The organism is Methylobacterium aquaticum, from assembly GCF_001043915.1.
Taxonomy (GTDB): domain Bacteria; phylum Pseudomonadota; class Alphaproteobacteria; order Rhizobiales; family Beijerinckiaceae; genus Methylobacterium; species Methylobacterium aquaticum.
The window spans coordinates 22941-40367 of the sequence record NZ_LABX01000027.1 but is presented as its reverse complement, the minus strand read 5'-3'; the positions used below and the strand labels follow the sequence as shown (position 1 = coordinate 40367).

The 17427-nt window shown below is 71.4% G+C and carries 15 protein-coding genes; 10 read left to right on the top strand and 5 right to left on the bottom strand.

Features of this window, described 5'->3' with window-relative positions; translation table 11 throughout:
- Positions 1–730: 730 nt before the first annotated feature.
- From VP06_RS03395 to VP06_RS03385, 3 genes are all read left to right on the top strand, one after another.
- Positions 731–2077 carry a dicarboxylate/amino acid:cation symporter gene (locus VP06_RS03395; protein WP_048462432.1) on the top strand — a complete coding sequence of 449 codons (1347 nt, stop codon included), beginning with the start codon at positions 731–733 and terminating at the stop codon, positions 2075–2077.
- Between the two features lie 5 nt (positions 2078–2082).
- Positions 2083–3006, top strand: a complete 924-nt coding sequence (locus VP06_RS03390; protein ID WP_048462431.1) for an ROK family protein — start codon at positions 2083–2085, stop codon at positions 3004–3006.
- Between the two features lie 154 nt (positions 3007–3160).
- A complete protein-coding gene (locus VP06_RS03385) occupies positions 3161–3649 on the top strand; it encodes an Lrp/AsnC family transcriptional regulator (protein ID WP_048462430.1) in 489 nt (162 codons plus the stop codon).
- A gap of 154 nt (positions 3650–3803) precedes the next feature.
- Here VP06_RS03385 and VP06_RS03380 read toward each other — a convergent pair whose 3' ends face one another.
- The 4 genes from VP06_RS03380 to VP06_RS03365 are packed head-to-tail and all read right to left on the bottom strand — an operon-like array spanning position 3804 to position 8551.
- Positions 3804–4211: a DUF2000 domain-containing protein gene (locus tag VP06_RS03380; RefSeq protein WP_048462429.1), complete on the bottom strand. Its 408-nt coding sequence runs from the start codon at positions 4209–4211 to the stop codon at positions 3804–3806.
- Between the two features lie 34 nt (positions 4212–4245).
- A complete protein-coding gene (locus tag VP06_RS03375; RefSeq protein WP_048462428.1) occupies positions 4246–5106 on the bottom strand; it encodes an AraC family transcriptional regulator in 861 nt (286 codons plus the stop codon).
- Positions 5103–5762, bottom strand: coding sequence for a YoaK family protein (locus VP06_RS03370; RefSeq protein WP_048462427.1), 660 nt, complete (start codon positions 5760–5762; stop codon positions 5103–5105). The genes VP06_RS03375 and VP06_RS03370 overlap by 4 nt, the downstream gene beginning before the upstream one ends.
- Positions 5763–5770: 8 nt before the next feature.
- On the bottom strand, positions 5771–8551 hold the full coding sequence (locus tag VP06_RS03365; protein WP_048462426.1) for a bifunctional acetate--CoA ligase family protein/GNAT family N-acetyltransferase: 2781 nt from the start codon (positions 8549–8551) through the stop codon (positions 5771–5773).
- A gap of 449 nt (positions 8552–9000) precedes the next feature.
- Here VP06_RS03365 and VP06_RS03360 point away from each other — a divergent pair, with 449 nt between their 5' ends.
- Both VP06_RS03360 and VP06_RS03355 read left to right on the top strand, forming a co-directional pair.
- The gene (locus tag VP06_RS03360; RefSeq protein ID WP_048462425.1) at positions 9001–9327 is read left to right on the top strand and encodes a hypothetical protein; all 327 of its coding nucleotides are present in this window, start codon (positions 9001–9003) and stop codon (positions 9325–9327) included.
- Positions 9328–9497: 170 nt separating this feature from the next.
- Entirely contained in the window at positions 9498–10376 is an 879-nt protein-coding gene (locus VP06_RS03355) for a peptidylprolyl isomerase (RefSeq protein ID WP_048462424.1), read from the top strand.
- A 425-nt stretch (positions 10377–10801) separates the two neighbouring features.
- On the opposite strand, the gene VP06_RS03350 is transcribed toward VP06_RS03355, so the two are convergent.
- Entirely contained in the window at positions 10802–12721 is a 1920-nt protein-coding gene (locus VP06_RS03350) for a bifunctional sugar phosphate isomerase/epimerase/4-hydroxyphenylpyruvate dioxygenase family protein (RefSeq protein ID WP_048462423.1), read from the bottom strand.
- Between the two features lie 183 nt (positions 12722–12904).
- On the opposite strand from VP06_RS03350, the gene VP06_RS03345 reads away from it, so the two are divergent.
- The 5 genes from VP06_RS03345 to VP06_RS03325 all read left to right on the top strand — a co-directional run bounded on the left by VP06_RS03345 (position 12905) and on the right by VP06_RS03325 (position 17419).
- Entirely contained in the window at positions 12905–13768 is an 864-nt protein-coding gene (locus VP06_RS03345; RefSeq protein WP_048462422.1) for a shikimate dehydrogenase, read from the top strand.
- Positions 13769–13864: 96 nt separating this feature from the next.
- On the top strand, positions 13865–15199 hold the full coding sequence (locus tag VP06_RS03340; RefSeq protein ID WP_048462421.1) for an MFS transporter: 1335 nt from the start codon (positions 13865–13867) through the stop codon (positions 15197–15199).
- Positions 15200–15366: 167 nt separating this feature from the next.
- Positions 15367–16254 (top strand): MBL fold metallo-hydrolase, encoded by an 888-nt coding sequence (locus VP06_RS03335; RefSeq protein WP_048462420.1) that lies wholly within the window; start codon positions 15367–15369, stop codon positions 16252–16254.
- Positions 16255–16442: 188 nt separating this feature from the next.
- Entirely contained in the window at positions 16443–16667 is a 225-nt protein-coding gene (locus VP06_RS03330; RefSeq protein WP_048462419.1) for a hypothetical protein, read from the top strand.
- Between the two features lie 83 nt (positions 16668–16750).
- Complete coding sequence (locus tag VP06_RS03325) at positions 16751–17419, top strand: DJ-1/PfpI family protein (RefSeq protein ID WP_048462418.1); 669 nt, start codon at positions 16751–16753, stop codon at positions 17417–17419.
- Positions 17420–17427 lie beyond the last annotated feature (8 nt).

Genomic DNA, 17427 nt, shown 5'->3' with positions numbered 1-17427 from the left:
GCCCCACCCTGATGCCCGCATCGACGACGTGATCGAGAGCCTGTCCCAGGCGCTGGGCGCCGCGGTGCCGGGCGGGGATGCGGCCCGCGACGACGGCACGCCGGCCTTTGAACGCTGGACCGTGCGCCCGCGCCGGACCCAGCCGACCCCGTGAGACCGGCTCGCGCCACCGTCCGCGCCGCGAGGCGCGGGCGCAGGATCGGGGCGATGCCGGCCGCCGCCGGAATCCGAGGCCGGCCCTCGCGTGGAGGCGGGCTGGCGCGCGGAATGCCCCCGCGGACCGAGCGGGCCGCCACGTAACCATCCGGGACCGGACCGGAGGCCGCGCCCAGCCCGCACCCGGCAGGCCGGTCCGGATCAATCAGGCCAGTTGGACTCACGCCTGCCGCAGGGCAGCCTGGGGAGGGATCGCGGCCAGACCGCGCGCATCGCGCGCCCGCACGCCGATTCTCGCGGATCGCGGGATTACAAGCGCTGCCAATTCGTGACAGGCGGCCGAAACGGGCCGCGGGGCCGTTGACGACAGGCCCCCTGCGCGGCATGCCGCGTTACCGAACCCGGAGGCCGGCATCGCGGCGGCCGGAGCTTCGGGTCATTTTCCGCTAGGAACGACCAATCCCGACTTCCTACACTGTCCCGGCCGTGAGGGAGTCCCGGATCAAGCACGCGGTGAAGGCCATGCCGCGACGGTCGATCCCAGGGCGGCCGGCCCCGTGGGGAGAGAACGATCATGCAACACACCACGCCGTCCGCAACGGCACCGGGCTCCTCGCAGCCCTGGTACAAGGTGCTCTACATCCAGGTTCTGATCGCCATCGCCCTCGGCGTGCTGCTCGGCTATGCGGCGCCCGATACCGCCAAGGCGATGAAGTGGCTCGGCGACGCCTTCATCGCGCTCATCAAGATGATGATCGCACCGATCATCTTCTGCACCATCGTGCACGGCATCGCGTCGATCGGCGACCTGAAGAAGGTCGGCCGCGTCGGCCTCAAGGCGCTGGTCTATTTCGAGGTGGTGTCCTCGCTCGCCCTCGTCATCGGCGTCATCGTCGGCGAGATCGTCCAGCCGGGCGCCGGCTTCGGCGCCACGGCGGAGCAGCTCGACGCCAAGGCGGTGGCCGGCTACGTCAGCAAGGCCCAGGCCGATTCCACCATCGCCCACATCATGGCGATCATCCCCAAGAGCTACTTCGACGCCTTCGCGGGCGGCGACCTGCTCCAGATCCTGCTGATCGCGGTGCTGACCGGCGTCGTCATCACGGGCCTCGGCGAGCGCGGCAAGCCGGCGATCCACGCCATCGAGGCGGCGGGCGAGATCTTCTTCCGCATCATCGGCATGATCGTGAAGCTCGCGCCGATCGGTGCCTTCGGCGCCATGGCCTACACGATCGGCCAGTACGGCATCGGCAAGCTCGGCAACCTCGCGGGCCTCGTCGCCACCTTCTACCTCACCAGCCTGCTCTTCGTGCTGGTGGTGCTCGGATCGATCGCCCGCTTCTCAGGCTTCTCGATCCTCAAGTTCCTGGCCTACATCAAGGACGAACTGCTGATCGTGCTCGGCACCTCCTCGTCCGAGACGGTGCTGCCGCACATGATGCAGAAGATGAAGCGGCTGGGCGCCTCGGACTCGGTGGTCGGCCTCGTCATCCCGACCGGCTACTCGTTCAACCTCGACGGCACCAACATCTACATGACGCTGGCGACGCTGTTCCTGGCCCAGGCCGTGGGGGCGGATCTCAGCTTCGGGCAATACGCCACCATCATCGCGGTCGCGATGCTGACCTCAAAGGGGGCCTCGGGCGTCACCGGCGCCGGCTTCATCACGCTCGCCGCCACGCTGGCCGCCATCCCGGGCAACCCGGTCCCGGTGGCCGCGATGGCGCTGATCCTCGGCATCGACAAGTTCATGTCGGAATGCCGGGCCCTCACCAACCTCGTCGGCAACGGCGTCGCCTGCGTGGTGGTCAGCCGCTGGGAGGGCGAACTCGATCCGGTCAAGCTGCGCGAGGTGATGGCCAATCCCCTCGCCATCGGCACCGAGATCGCCGACGAGAAGCCGGTTCCGGTCGCGCCTTGAGCCGGATGAGCGCCTTGCGCATCGGCATCGATCTCGGCGGCACCAAGATCGCCGGGATCGCCCTCGATCCCGGCGGCCGGGTCCTGGCCGAGCGGCGGATCGCGACCCCGCGGGGCGATTACGACGCCTCGCTCCGGGCCATCGCGGCCCTCGTCGCCGCGCTGGAGAGCGAGGCCGGCGGCACCGGCACCGTCGGGATCGGCATTCCCGGCGCGCTGGTGCCGGAGACCGGCCTCGTCAAGAACGCCAACTCGACCTGGCTCAACGGCCGGCCGGTCGGCGACGACCTCGCGACACGCCTCGCCCGCCCGGTGCGGCTGGAGAACGACGCCAATTGCCTGGCGGTCTCCGAGGCCGTCGACGGGGCGGGGCAGGGGGCCGCGGTCGTCTGGGCGGTGATCCTCGGCACCGGCGTGGGCTCCGGCATCGCGCTCGCGGGCCGGGCCCTGTCCGGGCGCCAGCGCATCGCCGGCGAATGGGGCCACAACCCGCTGCCCGCCCCCCGCGACGACGAGCGCCCGGGCCCGGCCTGCTATTGCGGCCGGCATGGCTGCCTCGAGACCTGGCTCTCGGGGCCGGGACTGGCCGCCGACCATGCCCGCCGCACCAGCCGGACAATGACCGGCGAGGCGATCGTCGCGGCGATGCGCCGGGGCGACGATGCGGCGCGGGAGACCTTCGCGGTCTGGCTCGACCGGCTCGGGCGCGGCCTCGCGGGTGTCGTCAACCTCCTCGACCCGGACGTGATCGTGCTCGGCGGCGGCCTCTCGACGATCCCGGAGATCTACGAGGCCCTCCCGGCGCGCGTCGCCCCCCACATCTTCGGCGGCGGCTTCGCCACGCCGATCCGGCCGAGCCGCCACGGCGACGCCTCGGGGGTGCGCGGGGCGGCGTGGCTGTGGAACGATCAGGCTGCGCCGGCCGCCTGAGACGTGCTAAGCCGATTTCGCCGAAGTGGTCACCGGTTCGGCGGCAAAAATCTGCGATCAAACAGGAACCGAAGCGGACGAAGCGGTGGCCTGCCAACGCAAGTCTGCTGCGGCGCAGGGTCAGACCGCCTTTCGCCTGCCGGGAGACAAAAGCGTGCCGGCCAGACCCGTCGACCTCGACCCGGCCTCGATCCGCATCCTCGAGCATTTGCAGCAGGACAGCGAGATCGGCATCGGCGACCTCGCCGAGGCGGTCGGCCTCTCGACCTCGCCATGCTGGCGCCGGGTCGCCGATCTCAAGGCCCGCGGCATCATCCGGCGCTGCGTCGCGGTGGCCGACCCGCAGGCGCTCGGCCTCCACGTCAACGTCTTCGTCCACGTCTCGCTGGAGAAGCAGACCCAGGCCGCCCTCCAGGCGTTCTCCGACGCCATCCGCCACCGGCCGGAGGTGATGGAATGCTACCTGATGAGCGGCGAGGCCGACTACATGCTGCGCGTCGTGGTCGAGGATCTCGCCCAGTACCAGCGGCTGATCGTCGATCACCTCACCCGGATTCCCGGCGTGGCGAAGATCCGGTCGAGCTTCGCGCTGGATCAGGTGAAGTACACCACGGCGCTGCCCCTCGACCATTTGAAGGAATAGGGCATCCTTTCGGATTTTTGTAAACTTTGACTCCCCCATCATCGCCGAAGTCTGATTGCGGGAGTGGGGTCGCAAGCCGGCGCGATGCGACGGTCCGGGGAGAAGACGGGGCGCCCGCGATCTTCAACCAGTGTGCCCGGAACAGCCCCGGCCCTCACGGATGCAGCACTGCCCCCTTTGTCGCCTTGTCGACGTCCTTCTTCGGGCCGTAGAGGGCGAGGCCGACGAGGTCCGGCGCGTCGGCGGGCTCACGGGCGAACACCGCGCGGTTGGCGGCATCGTGGCCGGTCTCGAACATCGCCCGGACATAGGCGCTGCGGATGAGATCGCGCTGGATCGCCTGCTGCCAGGCGCGCTGGAGCATCTCGGCGGTCGCGGCGAAGATCAGCATCGGCTGGCCGAGCAGGCGGGCATGCGAGCGCCCGGCCGCATCCCGGTAGGGCTCGCCCATGGCCTCGGGCACGGCGCCGGCGATGCCGGTCGCCAGGAAGGCGGTCACGTTCAGCTTCTGCCACACGGCCAGGTCGTCGCGGACCAGGATGGCCACCTTGGTGTCGAACATTGTGAACAAGCTCCCTCGCGGCTCGCCGCCAGGGCTAATCGAGCGCGAGGCCGGCGTCTGGAACGTTCGTGCGCCCGCTCCGGTAGGCCGCCGGGGTGAGGCCGTAGGCGCGGCGGAACCAGCGGCCGAGATGGCTCTGGTCGGAGAAGCCGGCGGCGAGTGCGGCCTCGGCCGGCGGCGTCCCGGCGCGCAGCAGCGCCCGGGCCCGGGCCAGCCGGATCTCGACCAGGCAGGCATGGGGCGAGGTGCCGAAGCGGCGGCGGAAGGCGCGGGCGAGCTGGAACCGGTCGGCGGCCCCGGCCGCCCGCGCCAGGGCGTCGAGGCCGAAAGGCGTCGCGGCCTGCGCCCGGATGAAATCCATCGCCCGTTCGGCGACGACCGGATCGCCGTCGGGCGGGGGCGTGGAGGCCCGGGCGCCGAGATGGCGGCGCAGATGCCCGGCGAGGTCATCCAGGGCCGCATCGGTCCCAAGGGGCGAGGCGGCATCGAACACGGCGCGGCACGCCCGGGCGACCGCCCCGCCGAGATGCCGGTCGTCGGCGAGCGTGCGGCGAAAGCCCAGTCTCGCGTCGCTGCCGCCCATCGCGCCCCGCAGCCAGTCCTGCGGCAGGTAGAGCATGCTGTAGCGGAAGCCCGGCTCCCGCACGGCCTGCCCGTCGTGGCGTTCGCCGGGCTCGATCAGGATCACCTGCCCGGCGACGCTCTGCCGGCGCGCCCTGCGGCAGTAGAAATCCTGGATGCCCGCGTGAGTGACGCCGACCAGCCACTCGTCGTGGTGGTGCATGTCGTAGGCATGGCCGAGGAACCGCGCCGTCACCGCCTCGACGCCGCTGGCGGGATCGCGCCGGAGATGGACGAAGTCGCCGGGCGGCGGCGCGGGCGGTCCGTCGCTCACGCCGCCGCCCTCGGCCGCACCGCCCGTCCGATCGCGAGGGCCAGGACCAGCCCGACCCCGGTCACCGGGATCACCAGCGCCTCCAGCCCGTAGCCCCGGTAGGCGAAGCCGCCCGCCACCGCCCCGCAGACCAGGGCCAGCCAGGTGCAGGCATCCGGCACCCAGCCGAAGGCCCAGCCCTGCCGCGTCGCGGCTTGCGCCAGGGTGTGGCTGAGGCTGAACAGGGTGCCGGTCACGAAGGTGACGCCGGGGCGGAAGCCCGCGCTGCGGCGGAGCGCCGCGTTCTGCGCCCCCATGGCGGCGGCGAGGATGGGCGCCACCGGGCCTTGCGCCGGGCTGAACGCGAACGAGAGCGCGACGACGAGAAGCGCTGCCTCGACGCCGAGGACCGCGGCCGGCCCCCAGCGCCCCGGCAAGCGCAGCGACACCAGGCTGCCGCAGAAGCCCCCGGTGAGGAAGCACAGGAACAGATGGCCGATCTCCCAGGCGACCGGATGGCCGACCTGCGACAGCGAGACCGCGAACTGGGTCGAGTTGCCGCTCATGAACGAGGTGTAGAGCCCGTCGAGCCGCAGGAAGCCGACGGCATCGACGTAGCCCGCGGCGGCGGTGAGCAGCAGGCCGCCGGCAATGTCGAGGGGATGGGTGTCGCGCATGGGTGGCGTCAGGATTCGGGCGCGGCGCTCTCCTCCGACAGGGCGCGCCGCACCAGCATCAGGTCGGGGTCGGAGGGATCCGTCCTTACCGCAAAGCCGAGCTTGCGGCACATCGCCAGCATGGTGGTGTTCTCGCGCAAGACCTGCCCCTCGACATGGCGCAGGCCCTCGGCCCGGGCCCAGTCGAGCATCAGCCCCATCAGCGCCCAGCCGAGGCCGAGGCCCTTGAGGTCGGAGCGGACCAGGATCGCGTATTCGCCGGCCTCGTGGTTGGCGTCGGCATGAAGGCGCACCGCCCCCATCATCGTGCCGGTCGCCTCCTCGATCGCCACGAAGGCGATGGCGCGGGCGTAGTCGAGCTGGGTCAGGCGGGCCAGGAAGGCGTGGCTGAAGTCGCGCACCGGGGCGAAGAAGCGCAGGCGCAGGTCCTCGGCACTGACCCGCCGGAAGAACGCCTCGAACAGCCCCTCGTCCTCGGCCCGCACCGGCCGCACCAGGATCGCCTGGCCGTCGAGGGTGATGTGGCGCTCCCAGGCCGCCGGATAGGGCCGCACGGCGAAGCGGGCATGGCTCGGGCCGGCGCCCGCGTCGCGCCGGCGCTCAGGCGGCAACGGCGCAACCGCCGCACGGGCATCGAGGGCGATGACGCCGTCGCAATCGGCGAGCAGCGGGTTGATGTCGAGTTCGCGCAATTCCGGCAGGTCGGCGGCGAGCTGGCCGAGCTTGACCAGCACCAGGGCCACCGCCGCCTCGTCCGCCGCCGCGACGTCGCGATAGGCTTTGAGCCGGCGCGCGACCCGGGTCCGGCCGATCAGGTCGGCGGCCAGCCGCCGGTCGAGGGGCGGGAGCGCCAGCGCCCGGTCGTCGATCACCTCGACGGCCGTGCCGCCGCGGCCGAACACCACGACGGGGCCGAAGACCGGATCGTCGGCGAGGCCGGCGATCAGCTCGCGGGCCTGCGTCCGGCGCAGCATCGCCTGGACGACGAAGCCGGTGACCCGGATGGCGGGCCGCTCCCGCGCCACCCGGGCCCGCATCTCGGCCGCGGCCTCCCGCACCGCCGCCTCGCTGGAGAGCCCCAGCCGCACGCCGCCGACATCGGACTTGTGCACCACGTCCGGCGAGACGAGCTTGAGCGCCACCGTCCCGCCCGCCGCGATGATCGGCCAGGCCGCCTCCGCCGCCGCATCGGCATCGGCGGCCAGCGTCACCGGCTGGGCCGGGATGCCGTAGGCGGCGAGCAGGTCCGCCATCTCGCGCGGGTCGAGCCAGGTCCGCCCCTCGGCCAGCACGTGATCGACGATCATCCGGGCGGCGCCGGGATCCGGGACCAGGTCGGCGGGCAGCATCGCCGGGGTGGTGGTGAGGTCGTCCTGCGCCTCGCGGTAGCGCACCAGATGGGTGAAGCCCTCGACGGCGTCGGCATCGGTGGCGAAGCGCGGGATGCCGGCCTGGCTCAGGATCTCGCCCGCCGCCTCGTCGCCGACCGTGACGGCGAAGACCGGTCGGGCGCGAAAGCTGCCCTTGCGGCCGGTCTTCACCGCCTCGACGATCGCGCTCGCCACCGCCTCGCCGCCCGAGAGGGCGGTGGGCACGTTGATGACCAGGACGGCATCGTTATCGCGGTCGGCGATCAGGGCCTCCAGGGCGGCGGCGTAGCGCGGCCCGTCGGCATCGGCGCCGATATCGACCGGGTTGCGCCAGGCTGCCGGATTCGTGCCCGGCAAAGCCGCCGCGAGCCGCCCCCGCGTCTCCTCCGACAGGCCCGCCAGGGTGCCGCCGAGATCGATGAGCCGGTCGACCGCGATGGCCCCGACGCCGCGGCCATTGGCCAGGATGGCGAGGCGCCGGCCCGGGAAGGGGCGCTGGCGCCCCAGGGTCTCGACCACCGAAAACATCTCGTCGAGGTCCTGCACCCGCAACAGGCCGGCGCGCCGGAAGGCGGCGTCGTAGACCGCGTCGGTGCGGGCCAGGATCCCCGTATGGGTGATCCCCGTATGGCTGGCTTGCGGGCTGGCTTGCGGTGTGGCTTGCCGGCCGTCCGCCGCCCGGGCGGCGTCGTGCCGGCCGGAGCGCAGCACCACCACGGGCTTTGCCCGCGCGGCGGCCCGCGCCGCCGACACGAATTTCGGCGCGTCGGAGACGCTGTCGATCGAGAGCAGGATCGCCCGGGTGCGGAGGTCGGTGGCGAAGTGGTCGAGGCAATCGGCGATGTCGACGTCGATCGCGTTGCCGAGGGAGACGATGCCCGAGAAGCCGGTGCCGCGCGCCTGCGCCCAGGCGACGATGCCGGCCGCCACCGTGCGCGACTGCGAGATCAGCGCCAGGTCGCCGGGGAGCGGCGCCCGGGCGAGCAGGCTGGCATTGAGGGCGGCCCGCGGTACCGCCAGCCCCATGCTGTCGGGCCCGACGAGGCGCAGGGAATGCCGCCGCGCCGCCGCCCGCGCGGCCTCCGCCAGCGAACCCGGCCCGCTGCCGAGGCCGGTGGTGATGATGACGGCCGCACCGCAGCCCCGGCGGCCCGCCGCCGCCACCACCTCCGGCACGGTCTCCGGCGGGGTGACGATCACCACGAGGTCGGCGGGCTCGGGCAGGTCGGCGAGGTCGGCGAAAGCCTGCACCCCGTCGACATGGTCGTGGCGGGGGTTCACCGGCCAGATCGGGCCGGCAAAGCCCGCCTCGCGCAGATTGCGCAGGATCGCGGCGCCGAAGGCGTTCGGCCGGGCGCTCGCGCCCACCAGCGCCACCGAGCGGGGGCTCAGGAGCCTGTCGAAACGGTAGGTGCTCATGGCGGGCTTCTCATGGAGGGCTGACCACGACCGTCCGGGCTCCGGGTCGGCGACGGCAGGCGGCGCGGATCGACCGAAGGATACGCTGTCCGGAAGATTGTTTCCCGACAGCGTATGACCAGCCCGCGCGGCACCTGAGCGACGCCGCTTTCCGCATCGCGAAGCGATCAATCGGAAAGCGTTGAGGCGAGGGGCACGGAGCAGGTAGGGCAGGGCGGCCCCCAGGTCACGGGAGGCCGGTGCCGACACGGAACGGGCAGTCCGGGCCGCCCCGCGGTCGGCGCGCCAATCATGAGCAAGAATGCAGGCGCGCGAGCGTAGACGCACGATGGTGCAATGCAATATGTTTCTATTGCGTCGCACCATGGCGAATGTTTTACTCCTGTCTCCCGGCAGATCCCGGCTTTCCGGATGCGTTCCTCGCCCCGGACAGAACACCTGGACCACCGATGCGTCTCCTCTCTCTCACCACCCTCGGCGTCGTTCTCGCGACGGCGGCCGGCGCCTCCGAACTGAACCCGCGCCAAGCCCACAGCCTCGATCTCGGCCCGGTGCGCGGCTCGGCCTACTACACCGTCGAGAAGGACGGCCTGCGCGTCGTCGCGACCCTGGCCCCGTCCGACGCCGCGGCGGCGACCCCGCTGCGCGTCATCACCACCCTCGGCTCCGGCCAGGTCGTCAGCTTCTCGGTGCCCGGCACCCAGGACGGCGCCGCCGCCTCGGTCGCCTTCGCCCGCCGCGGCGACCGGGTCGAGGTCGCCTCGACCGGCTACTGAGCCCTGACGCGCTCCGGCATCCCCGCGGATCACGGCATCCGCGGGGACTCCGTGATCGTGGCAGCGGCCCTGCCGCTGTGGCGCGCGCACCGCTTGTCTTGTTCGCCGATCTTTGCCACCTGTCCGCCGGTCTCGAACCGACATCGCGCACGGGCCCCAAGGATCACGCCATGCCGACCCTCTCTCCCCTCTGGCGCAACGGCGCGCTCGCCCTCGGGCTGATCTTGCCTGGACTGGTACCGGGCGCGGCGCTCGCCCAGCAGCCGGCGCCTGCGGCCACGCCCGCCCCGTCGCCCGACACGGTCGTCGCCAAGGTCAACGGCGCGACCATCACCGCCGGCGACCTCGCGGTCGCAGCCGACGACCCGGCCCTGTCGCTGCCCGGCGTCGACGACGCCCAGAAGAAGAACCTCCTCGTCGATTACATGGTCGACCTGAAGATCGGCGCCCAGGCGGCCGAGAAGGCCAAGATCGGCGACAACCCGGACTTCGTCCGCAAGCTCGCCTATTTCCGCGACAAGCTCCTCCTCGACGAGTACCTGGAGCGCGAGGCCAAGAAGGCGGTGACGCCGCAGGCCGAGCGGGCGCTCTACGACGAGACCGTCAAGGCGATGAAGCCGGAGGAGGAGGTGCATGCCCGCCACATCCTCGTCGACAACGAGGCCGAGGCCAAGAAGATCGCCGCGCGCCTGAAGGGCGGCGAGGACTTCGCCAAGGTCGCGGCCGAGACCTCGAAGGATCCCGGCTCGAAGGCCGAGGGCGGCGATCTCGGCTGGTTCACCAAGGAGCGGATGGTCGCGCCCTTCGCCGACGCGGCGTTCAAGCTCGAGGCGGGCAAGATCTCCGACCCGGTCAAGACCCAGTTCGGCTGGCACGTCATCAAGGTCGAGGAGAAGCGCACCAAGCCGGTGCCGAGCTTCGACGAGATGAAGGAGCAGGTCGAAGCCTACCTCACCCGCAAGACGCAGCAGGACATCATCACCAAGCTGCGCGAGAGTGCCAAGATCGAGAAGACCGCGGCGGCGCCGAAGGCGGACGAGAAGAAGTAACATGCCGCGGCGCGGAGGAAATCCGGCCTGGCCAGCCACCCCGACGACTAGAGCATCGTCCGACGAAGTGGATACCGGTTCGTCGTAGACAATTTGGTCAAATCAAACAGCGAGAGAAGCTTCGCGATTGCACCGCGATCGTGAAGCGCTCTCGCCGCAGACCGGGATTTCTTCCGCGTCGCAGTTTATAAGCTTCGATTTCGGCTTGACAAAACCCCTCGGACGCCGTGCTTCCGGTGGCTTTTTGCTTGGAAACTCTGTTGACCACGAATACGCGACGGATGTGTCGCCCTCCTGGTCATTCCGGGGCCGCGCAGCGGATCCCGGAATGACCAGGAGGTTCTCAATGTCGTCGCGCCGATCGAGAAGACGTCTGCCCGTGCGATCCGGACCAGAGGGGCGGCGTGCCCGCCCCTCCCACACACCTACCGCAGCACCTGCGACAGGTTCGGGCCCCGCAACGCCGCCAGGGCCGCCATCCGCACCGGGGCGTTCGGCGCCCCGTACAGGTCGTAGCCGCCCTTGCGCTGCACGATCTCGAAGTAGAACCGCTCCTCGAACGGCGTCGTGTAGAGCTGGAGGAATTCGCCCTCGCCGACCCGGTCGTAGAGGATGCTCAAGCTCTGCATCCGGGCGATGAGCGCATCGTCGAGGCCGAAGCGGGCCGCCACGTCGTCGTAGTAATTGGCCGGGATCGGCAGCAAGGTCGCACCGGCGGCCTTGAGCGCCTCGGCCGCCGCGAAGATGTCGTCGGTGGACAGCGCGATATGGTGCACGCCCGCGCCCGCGAAGTTCGTCACCAGGCGGGCGGTGGCGGTGTTGCGGCTCTCCGAGATGTTGAGCGGGATCCGCAGGGTGCGCTCGGCATTCGACATCGCCTTGCTGCGCACCAGCCCATACGGGTCGGGCAGGACCACCACGTCCTCCGGCTCGAGGCCGAGCACCGCGCGGTAGAACAGCACCCAGGAATCGAGCTGGCCGTCCGGCAGGGCCTGCGCCACGTGGTCGACGCGGGTGAGCAGGCCCGTGGGCTCGGCCGCACCGTCCATCACGAAGTCGCGCTCGAAATCGCCGCCGGTCTGCGGGTCGGTGAGGATGATCAGGCTGCCATCCGGCGCGCGGATCGACGGGAAGGTGTTTTCGTCCGGCCCGATCCGGCCGCCGAACCGGGCGGCGCCATAGCTTTCGGCCCGGCCGAGGGCCGCGAGCGCGTCGTCGGTGGCGATGGCCTGGGCGCAGACCGAGGGGCCGTGCATCAGGAAATAGGATGAGGCGAAGGAATCCGGCTCGCGGTTGAGCACGATGCGGATCTCGCCCTGGCCGTAGAGCGTCACCGCCTTGCTGCGGTGGTGCCCCAGCCGGGTGAAGCCGAGCTGGCCGAGGAGGCGCGCCAGCCCCCCCTCGCAGCGCTCGTCCACCGCCACCTCGATGAAGCGGTGGCCGGCGATGGCCGGCGGCAGCGGCGGATCGAACAGCTCGACCCGGCGGCGGGGGCGGCGGGCCGGGGAGGGAGCTTGCGCCGCCGCCTCCTCGGTGCGCCGCACCCGCTCCTCCAGGAAGAGCAGCGAACGGTGGCCGTCGGCGGCGGTCTGGCGCGGCGGCGCAGCCCGCATGTCGTCGTTGAAGATCTCGAGCGAGATCGTGCCGGTATAGCCGCAGGCGAGCACCGCCTGGAGGAAGCCCGGCACGTCGAGATCGCCCTGGCCCGGCAGGCAGCGGAAGTGGCGGCTCAAGGTCAGCGGGTTCATGCCGATGCGCGGCGCGTCCGCCAACTGGACGAAGAACACCCGCTGGCCCGGCAGGCTGGCGATGCCCGACCAGTCGTCGGGGAGGGCGAGGGTGTGGAAACTGTCGAGGATCAGGCCGAGATGCGGGTGGTTCGCCCGCTCGACGATGCCCCAGGCCCGGTCGAAGGTGCGGACCCGGGTGCCCCAGGACAGGGCTTCGAAGCCGATCTTCAGGCCGCGCTTCGCCGCCCGCTCGGCGAGCCGGTAGAGCTGGTCGGCCATCCGCGCGTCGTCGTCCGACACCTCGGTGCCGACATTCGAGCAGACCAGGATCAGCGGCGCGCCGAGTTCCTCCATCAGGTCGAACTTGCGCTCGGCCCGGTCGAGGTTGCGCTTCAGCTGCTCGTCCGACACGCCCTCGAAATCGCGAAACGGCTGGAACAGGTCGATCGAGAGACCGAGATCGGAGGCGTAGCGGCGCACGTCGCGGGCCGAGCCGGTATGGAACAGAAGGTCGTTCTCGAAGATCTCGACCCCGTCGAACCGCGCCGCCGCGATCGCCTCCAGCTTCTCGATCAGCGTGCCGCTCAGCGACACCGTGGCGATCGCCTTCCTCATCGCGTTCTCCCCTCCGCTCGTCCGCCGGCTCTCATCGCAAACGGGGCCGGCTCCGTCGAGCCCGACGCGGGGACCGTCCGGCCTCCCGCCTTTGGCGCTTGACATGAACGTACCGGTTAGTACAATTCGATTCAAGCGCGTCGCAATCGCGCCATCCGAGGAACGTTCGAGAGGAGCCCGCCGATGGGCGCGAACCCCACATCCGTGCTGGCCGGCCTGATCGGCAACGGCATCCAGGCGTCCCGCACCCCGGCGATGCACGAGCACGAGGGCGACGCGCAGGGCCTGCGCCTCCTCTACCAGAAGATCGACCTGGAAAAGCTGGCCTTGGGCGCCGATGCGCTGCCGGAGCTGCTCACCGCGGCCGAGCGGATGGGATTCTCCGGCCTCAACATCACCCATCCGTGCAAGCAGGCGGTGCTCGCCCATCTCGACGCGCTGTCGCCCGACGCGGCCGCGCTCGGCGCCGTCAACACCGTCGTCCTGCGCGACGGCAAGCGCGTCGGCCACAACACCGACTGGTGGGGCTTCGCCGAGGCGTTCCGGCGCGGCCTGCCGGATGTCGCGCTGAACCGCGTGGTGCAGCTCGGCGCCGGCGGCGCCGGCGCCGCGGTGGCCCACGCGCTTCTCACCCTCGGGGTCCGAGACCTCGTCCTCAACGACATCGATCCGGCACGGGCGGCCTCGGTCGCCGCCTCCCTGTGCGAGCGCTTCGGCGTCGGCCGAGCGCGGGCCTGCACCGACCTCGCCGCCGAGGTGGCGGCCGCCGACGGCCTCGTCCATTGCACGCCGACCGGCATGGACAAGTATCCGGGCCTGCCGCTGCCGGCCGAGTACCTCCACCCCGGGCTGTTCGTCGCCGAGATCGTCTACTTCCCCCTCGAGACCGCGCTCCTGCGCGAGGCACGCCGGATCGGCTGCCGCACCCTCGATGGCGGCGGCATGGCGGTGTTCCAGGCGGTCGAGGCGTTCCGCCTCATCACCGGCCTGACCCCGGATCCGGAGCGGATGCTGCGTCACTTCGCCGAGCTCGGCCAGACGGCCTGAGCCGACCCCGGTCGTCGGCCCTGCGCCGCGACCCAATCCTTCAAGAATGCGGCCCGACCCAACGGGCCCGTCCTTCCCTCCGACAGGAAACGCCCGATGACCTCTACTGCCGTTCCGGCGAGCGCCGCGTCGCTCGCCGAGACCGAGACCGACGCCGTGAGAACCCCGAGGAAAGCCGCGCTCGCGAGCTGGATCGGCAGCGCGGTCGAGTATTACGACTTCTTCATCTACGGCACCGCCGCAGCGCTGATCTTCCCGAAGCTGTTCTTCTCCGCCGGAAACCCGCAAGCTGCGGCGATCGCGTCGTTCGCCACCTTCGGCGTCGCCTACATCACCCGCCCGCTCGGCGCGGTGGCGCTCGGCCATATCGGCGACCGCTTCGGCCGCAAGAAGGTGCTCACCTTCACGCTGCTGCTGATGGGCCTCTCGACCTTCATGATCGGCTGCCTGCCGACCTACGACCAGATCGGCATCCTATCGCCGATCCTCCTCGTCATCGCCCGCCTGCTGCAAGGCGTCTCGGCCGCCGGCGAGCAGGCCGGCGCCAACTCGATGACCCTCGAACACGCGCCCGCCAACAAGCGCGCCTTCTTCACCAGCTTCACCCTGAGCGGCACCCAGGCCGGGCTGATCCTCGCGACCCTGGTCTTCCTGCCGATCACCCAGATGCCCGAGGCGCAGATGCTGTCCTGGGGCTGGCGCATCCCGTTCTTCCTCAGCGCCCTCGTGGTCGCGGTCGGCTTCTGGGTCCGCCGCACCCTGCCGGAGACCCCGGTCTTCGAGAAGGAGCAGGAGAACGAGACGGCGGGCCTGCCGGTCGCGGTGCTGTTCCGCAAGCAGTGGGACGACGTGCTGCGGGTGATCTTCGCGGCGCTGGTCTCGGTGGTGAGCACGATCTTCAGCGTCTTCACCCTGTCCTATGCCGTCAACACGATGAAGATCGACCGTCCGACGATGCTGACGGTGCTGATCCTCGCCAACGTCGTGGCGCTCGGCGCGATCCCGGCCTTCGCCGCGCTCGCCGACCGGATCGGCCGCCGCCCGGTCTTCATCTTCGGGGCGCTGGGCTCCGCCGCGCTGATCTGGCCCTACATGTGGGCGATCAGCCAGGGCAACCTGCCCCTGATCTTCGTCTTCGGCATCCTGCTCTCGGGCGTGGTCTACAGCGCGGCCAACGGGGTGTGGCCGTCGCTCTACGGTGAGATGTTCGACACCAAGGTCCGCCTGTCGGGCATGGCGATCGGCACGCAGATCGGCTTCGCGCTGGGCGGCTTCGCCCCGGTCATCAGCGCGTCGCTCCTCGGCGACGGCCCGACCGGCTGGGTCCCGGTCGCCGCCTTCGTCACCGCCACGGCCGGCATCGCGGCGGTCTCGATCGTCACGGCGCGGGAGACCTACCGCACGCCGATGGAGATGCTGGGCAAGCGCTGAAGCGCCCCCTGGCCATCGCCGGTCAGGAAGGCCCGCCGCCTCGGCCGAGGCGGCGGGCCTTTCCGCATGGGCGATCGCGCCGCATGGGCGATCGCGGACATGAGCGAACGCGGAACAGATACTCCTTGGGAGCATTGAGCCGGACATCCCCGTCGCGAGGTGCCGGCATGACCCAGCAGATCCCGATCGGCCCCGAGTCGGTCGCCGACGCACCCGCCGGTCCGGACGGCACCCATGCCCTGCGGCCGGACCTCGCCTGTCAGCGCCACGCGATCGTCAACGTCGCGTATCTGGGCCGGCCGGGGGCCGGCGACCGGGGCTGGGTGCTCATCGATGCCGGGATCGTGGGATCGCGCGCCGCCATCGAAGCGGCGGCCGCCGCCCGGTTCGGCGCCGGGGCCCGCCCGGCCGCGATCGTGCTCACCCACGGCCATTTCGACCATGTCGGGGCCCTCGAGGACCTGGCGGAGGTCTGGGACGTTCCGGTCTGGGCGCATCCCCTGGAGCGGCCCTATCTCGACGGCAGCGCCGCCTATCCGGCCCCGGATCCGGGCGTCGGCGGCGGCCTCGTCGCCCGGCTCTCGCCGCTGTTTCCGACCCGTCCCGTCGATGTCGGCGCCCGCCTGCGCCTGTTGCCGGAGGATGGCAGCGTGCCGCCCCTGCCGGGCTGGCGCTGGATCCACACCCCGGGCCATTCCCCCGGCCATGTCTCGCTCTGGCGCGCCGCCGACCGGACGCTGATCGCCGGGGACGCTGTCGTCGCCACGGCGCAGGAATCGGGCTACGCCGTCGCCACCCAGGCGCCCGAGATGCACGGCCCCCCGCGCTACCTCACCATCGACTGGGACGCCGCCGGGCGCTCGGTCGAGGTTCTCGCCCAGCTCGAACCCGAGTTGGCCCTGACCGGCCACGGCCGGCCCCTGCACGGCCCGGGCCTGCGCCAGGCCCTGCACGCGCTCGCCCGCGACTTCGCCGTGGTGGCGGTGCCGGAGACGGGGCGCTACGTCGAGGCGCCGGTCAGGGCCGGCGATCCCGCGGCGACCTGGACGCCCTGAACCACCGCCATCTCCGTTCTCCACACCACGCCATGTGATACCACGCCATGTGACACCACGCCCTGTGCCGCCGTCCGGCTGGGACGATCGAGTGGGAAGACAGCTTGACCGGGCCGCCGGGCCGTGGCTTGTTCATGATATGTTCTAACGCGGGCCGGCCGAGTCCGGCGCCGTTGCGGGGATGGGTCATGAGTCACGAGCCGGCGGAACGATGGGACGGGAGAGCGCCCGGCGTCGAGACGATCGCGGCGGCCTATCTCATGGCCGCCGGGGGCGATGCGGGCCTGGCCCTGCGCCGGGCGATCGCCGACGCGCTCGCGGATCTCAGCGAGGCCGAGCGCCGCATCCGCCAGCAGGACCGCCTGATCTCCCGGGGATACGTGCGGGCAGGGAGGAGCGGGACCGCGCTCTGACGCACGACCGTCTTCATCCTCCTTCGCCCTTGCCACCCACCGCCCTCCCATACGATCCTGACGCCTCACCGGGAGGCCCACCCTTGTCGCTCAGCTTCGGAATCCTCGTCTTTCCGCAGGTCCAGCAGCTCGACCTCACCGGTCCCTACGAGGTCTTCGCCTCGGTGCCGGACAGCGCGGTCCACCTGATCTGGAAGGACGGGGAGGCAGTGCGCTCGGCCACCGGGATCCCGTTCGTGCCGACCACGACCTTCGAGACCTGCCCGCCCCTCGACGTGCTTTGCATCCCGGGCGGCAGCGGGGTGAACGCGCTTCTTGAGGACGAGGCGGTGCTGGACTTCGTGCGGACGCGCGCGGCCGAGGTCCGCTACCTCACCTCGGTCTGCACCGGGGCGCTGGTGCTCGGCGCGGCCGGGCTGCTGGCGGGCAAGCGGGCCACGACGCACTGGTACGCGCACGATTTCCTCGCCCGCTTCGGCGCCGTGCCGGTGCAGGACCGGGTGGTTCGCGACGGCACCCTGATCACCGCCGGCGGCGTGACCTCGGGGATTGATTTCGGGCTCGCGGTGGTGGCCGAGTTGCTCGGGCGCGAGGAGGCCGAGACGGTCCAGCTCACCCTGGAATACGCGCCCGCCCCGCCCTTCGCATCCGGCACCCCGGCCGAGGCGCCGTCGGCAGTGCTGGAGCGGGCGAAGAAGCGGCTCTGCGGCTCGCGGGCGGCCCGGGAGGCGATCATCGGCCGGATCACCTGACGAGTTGC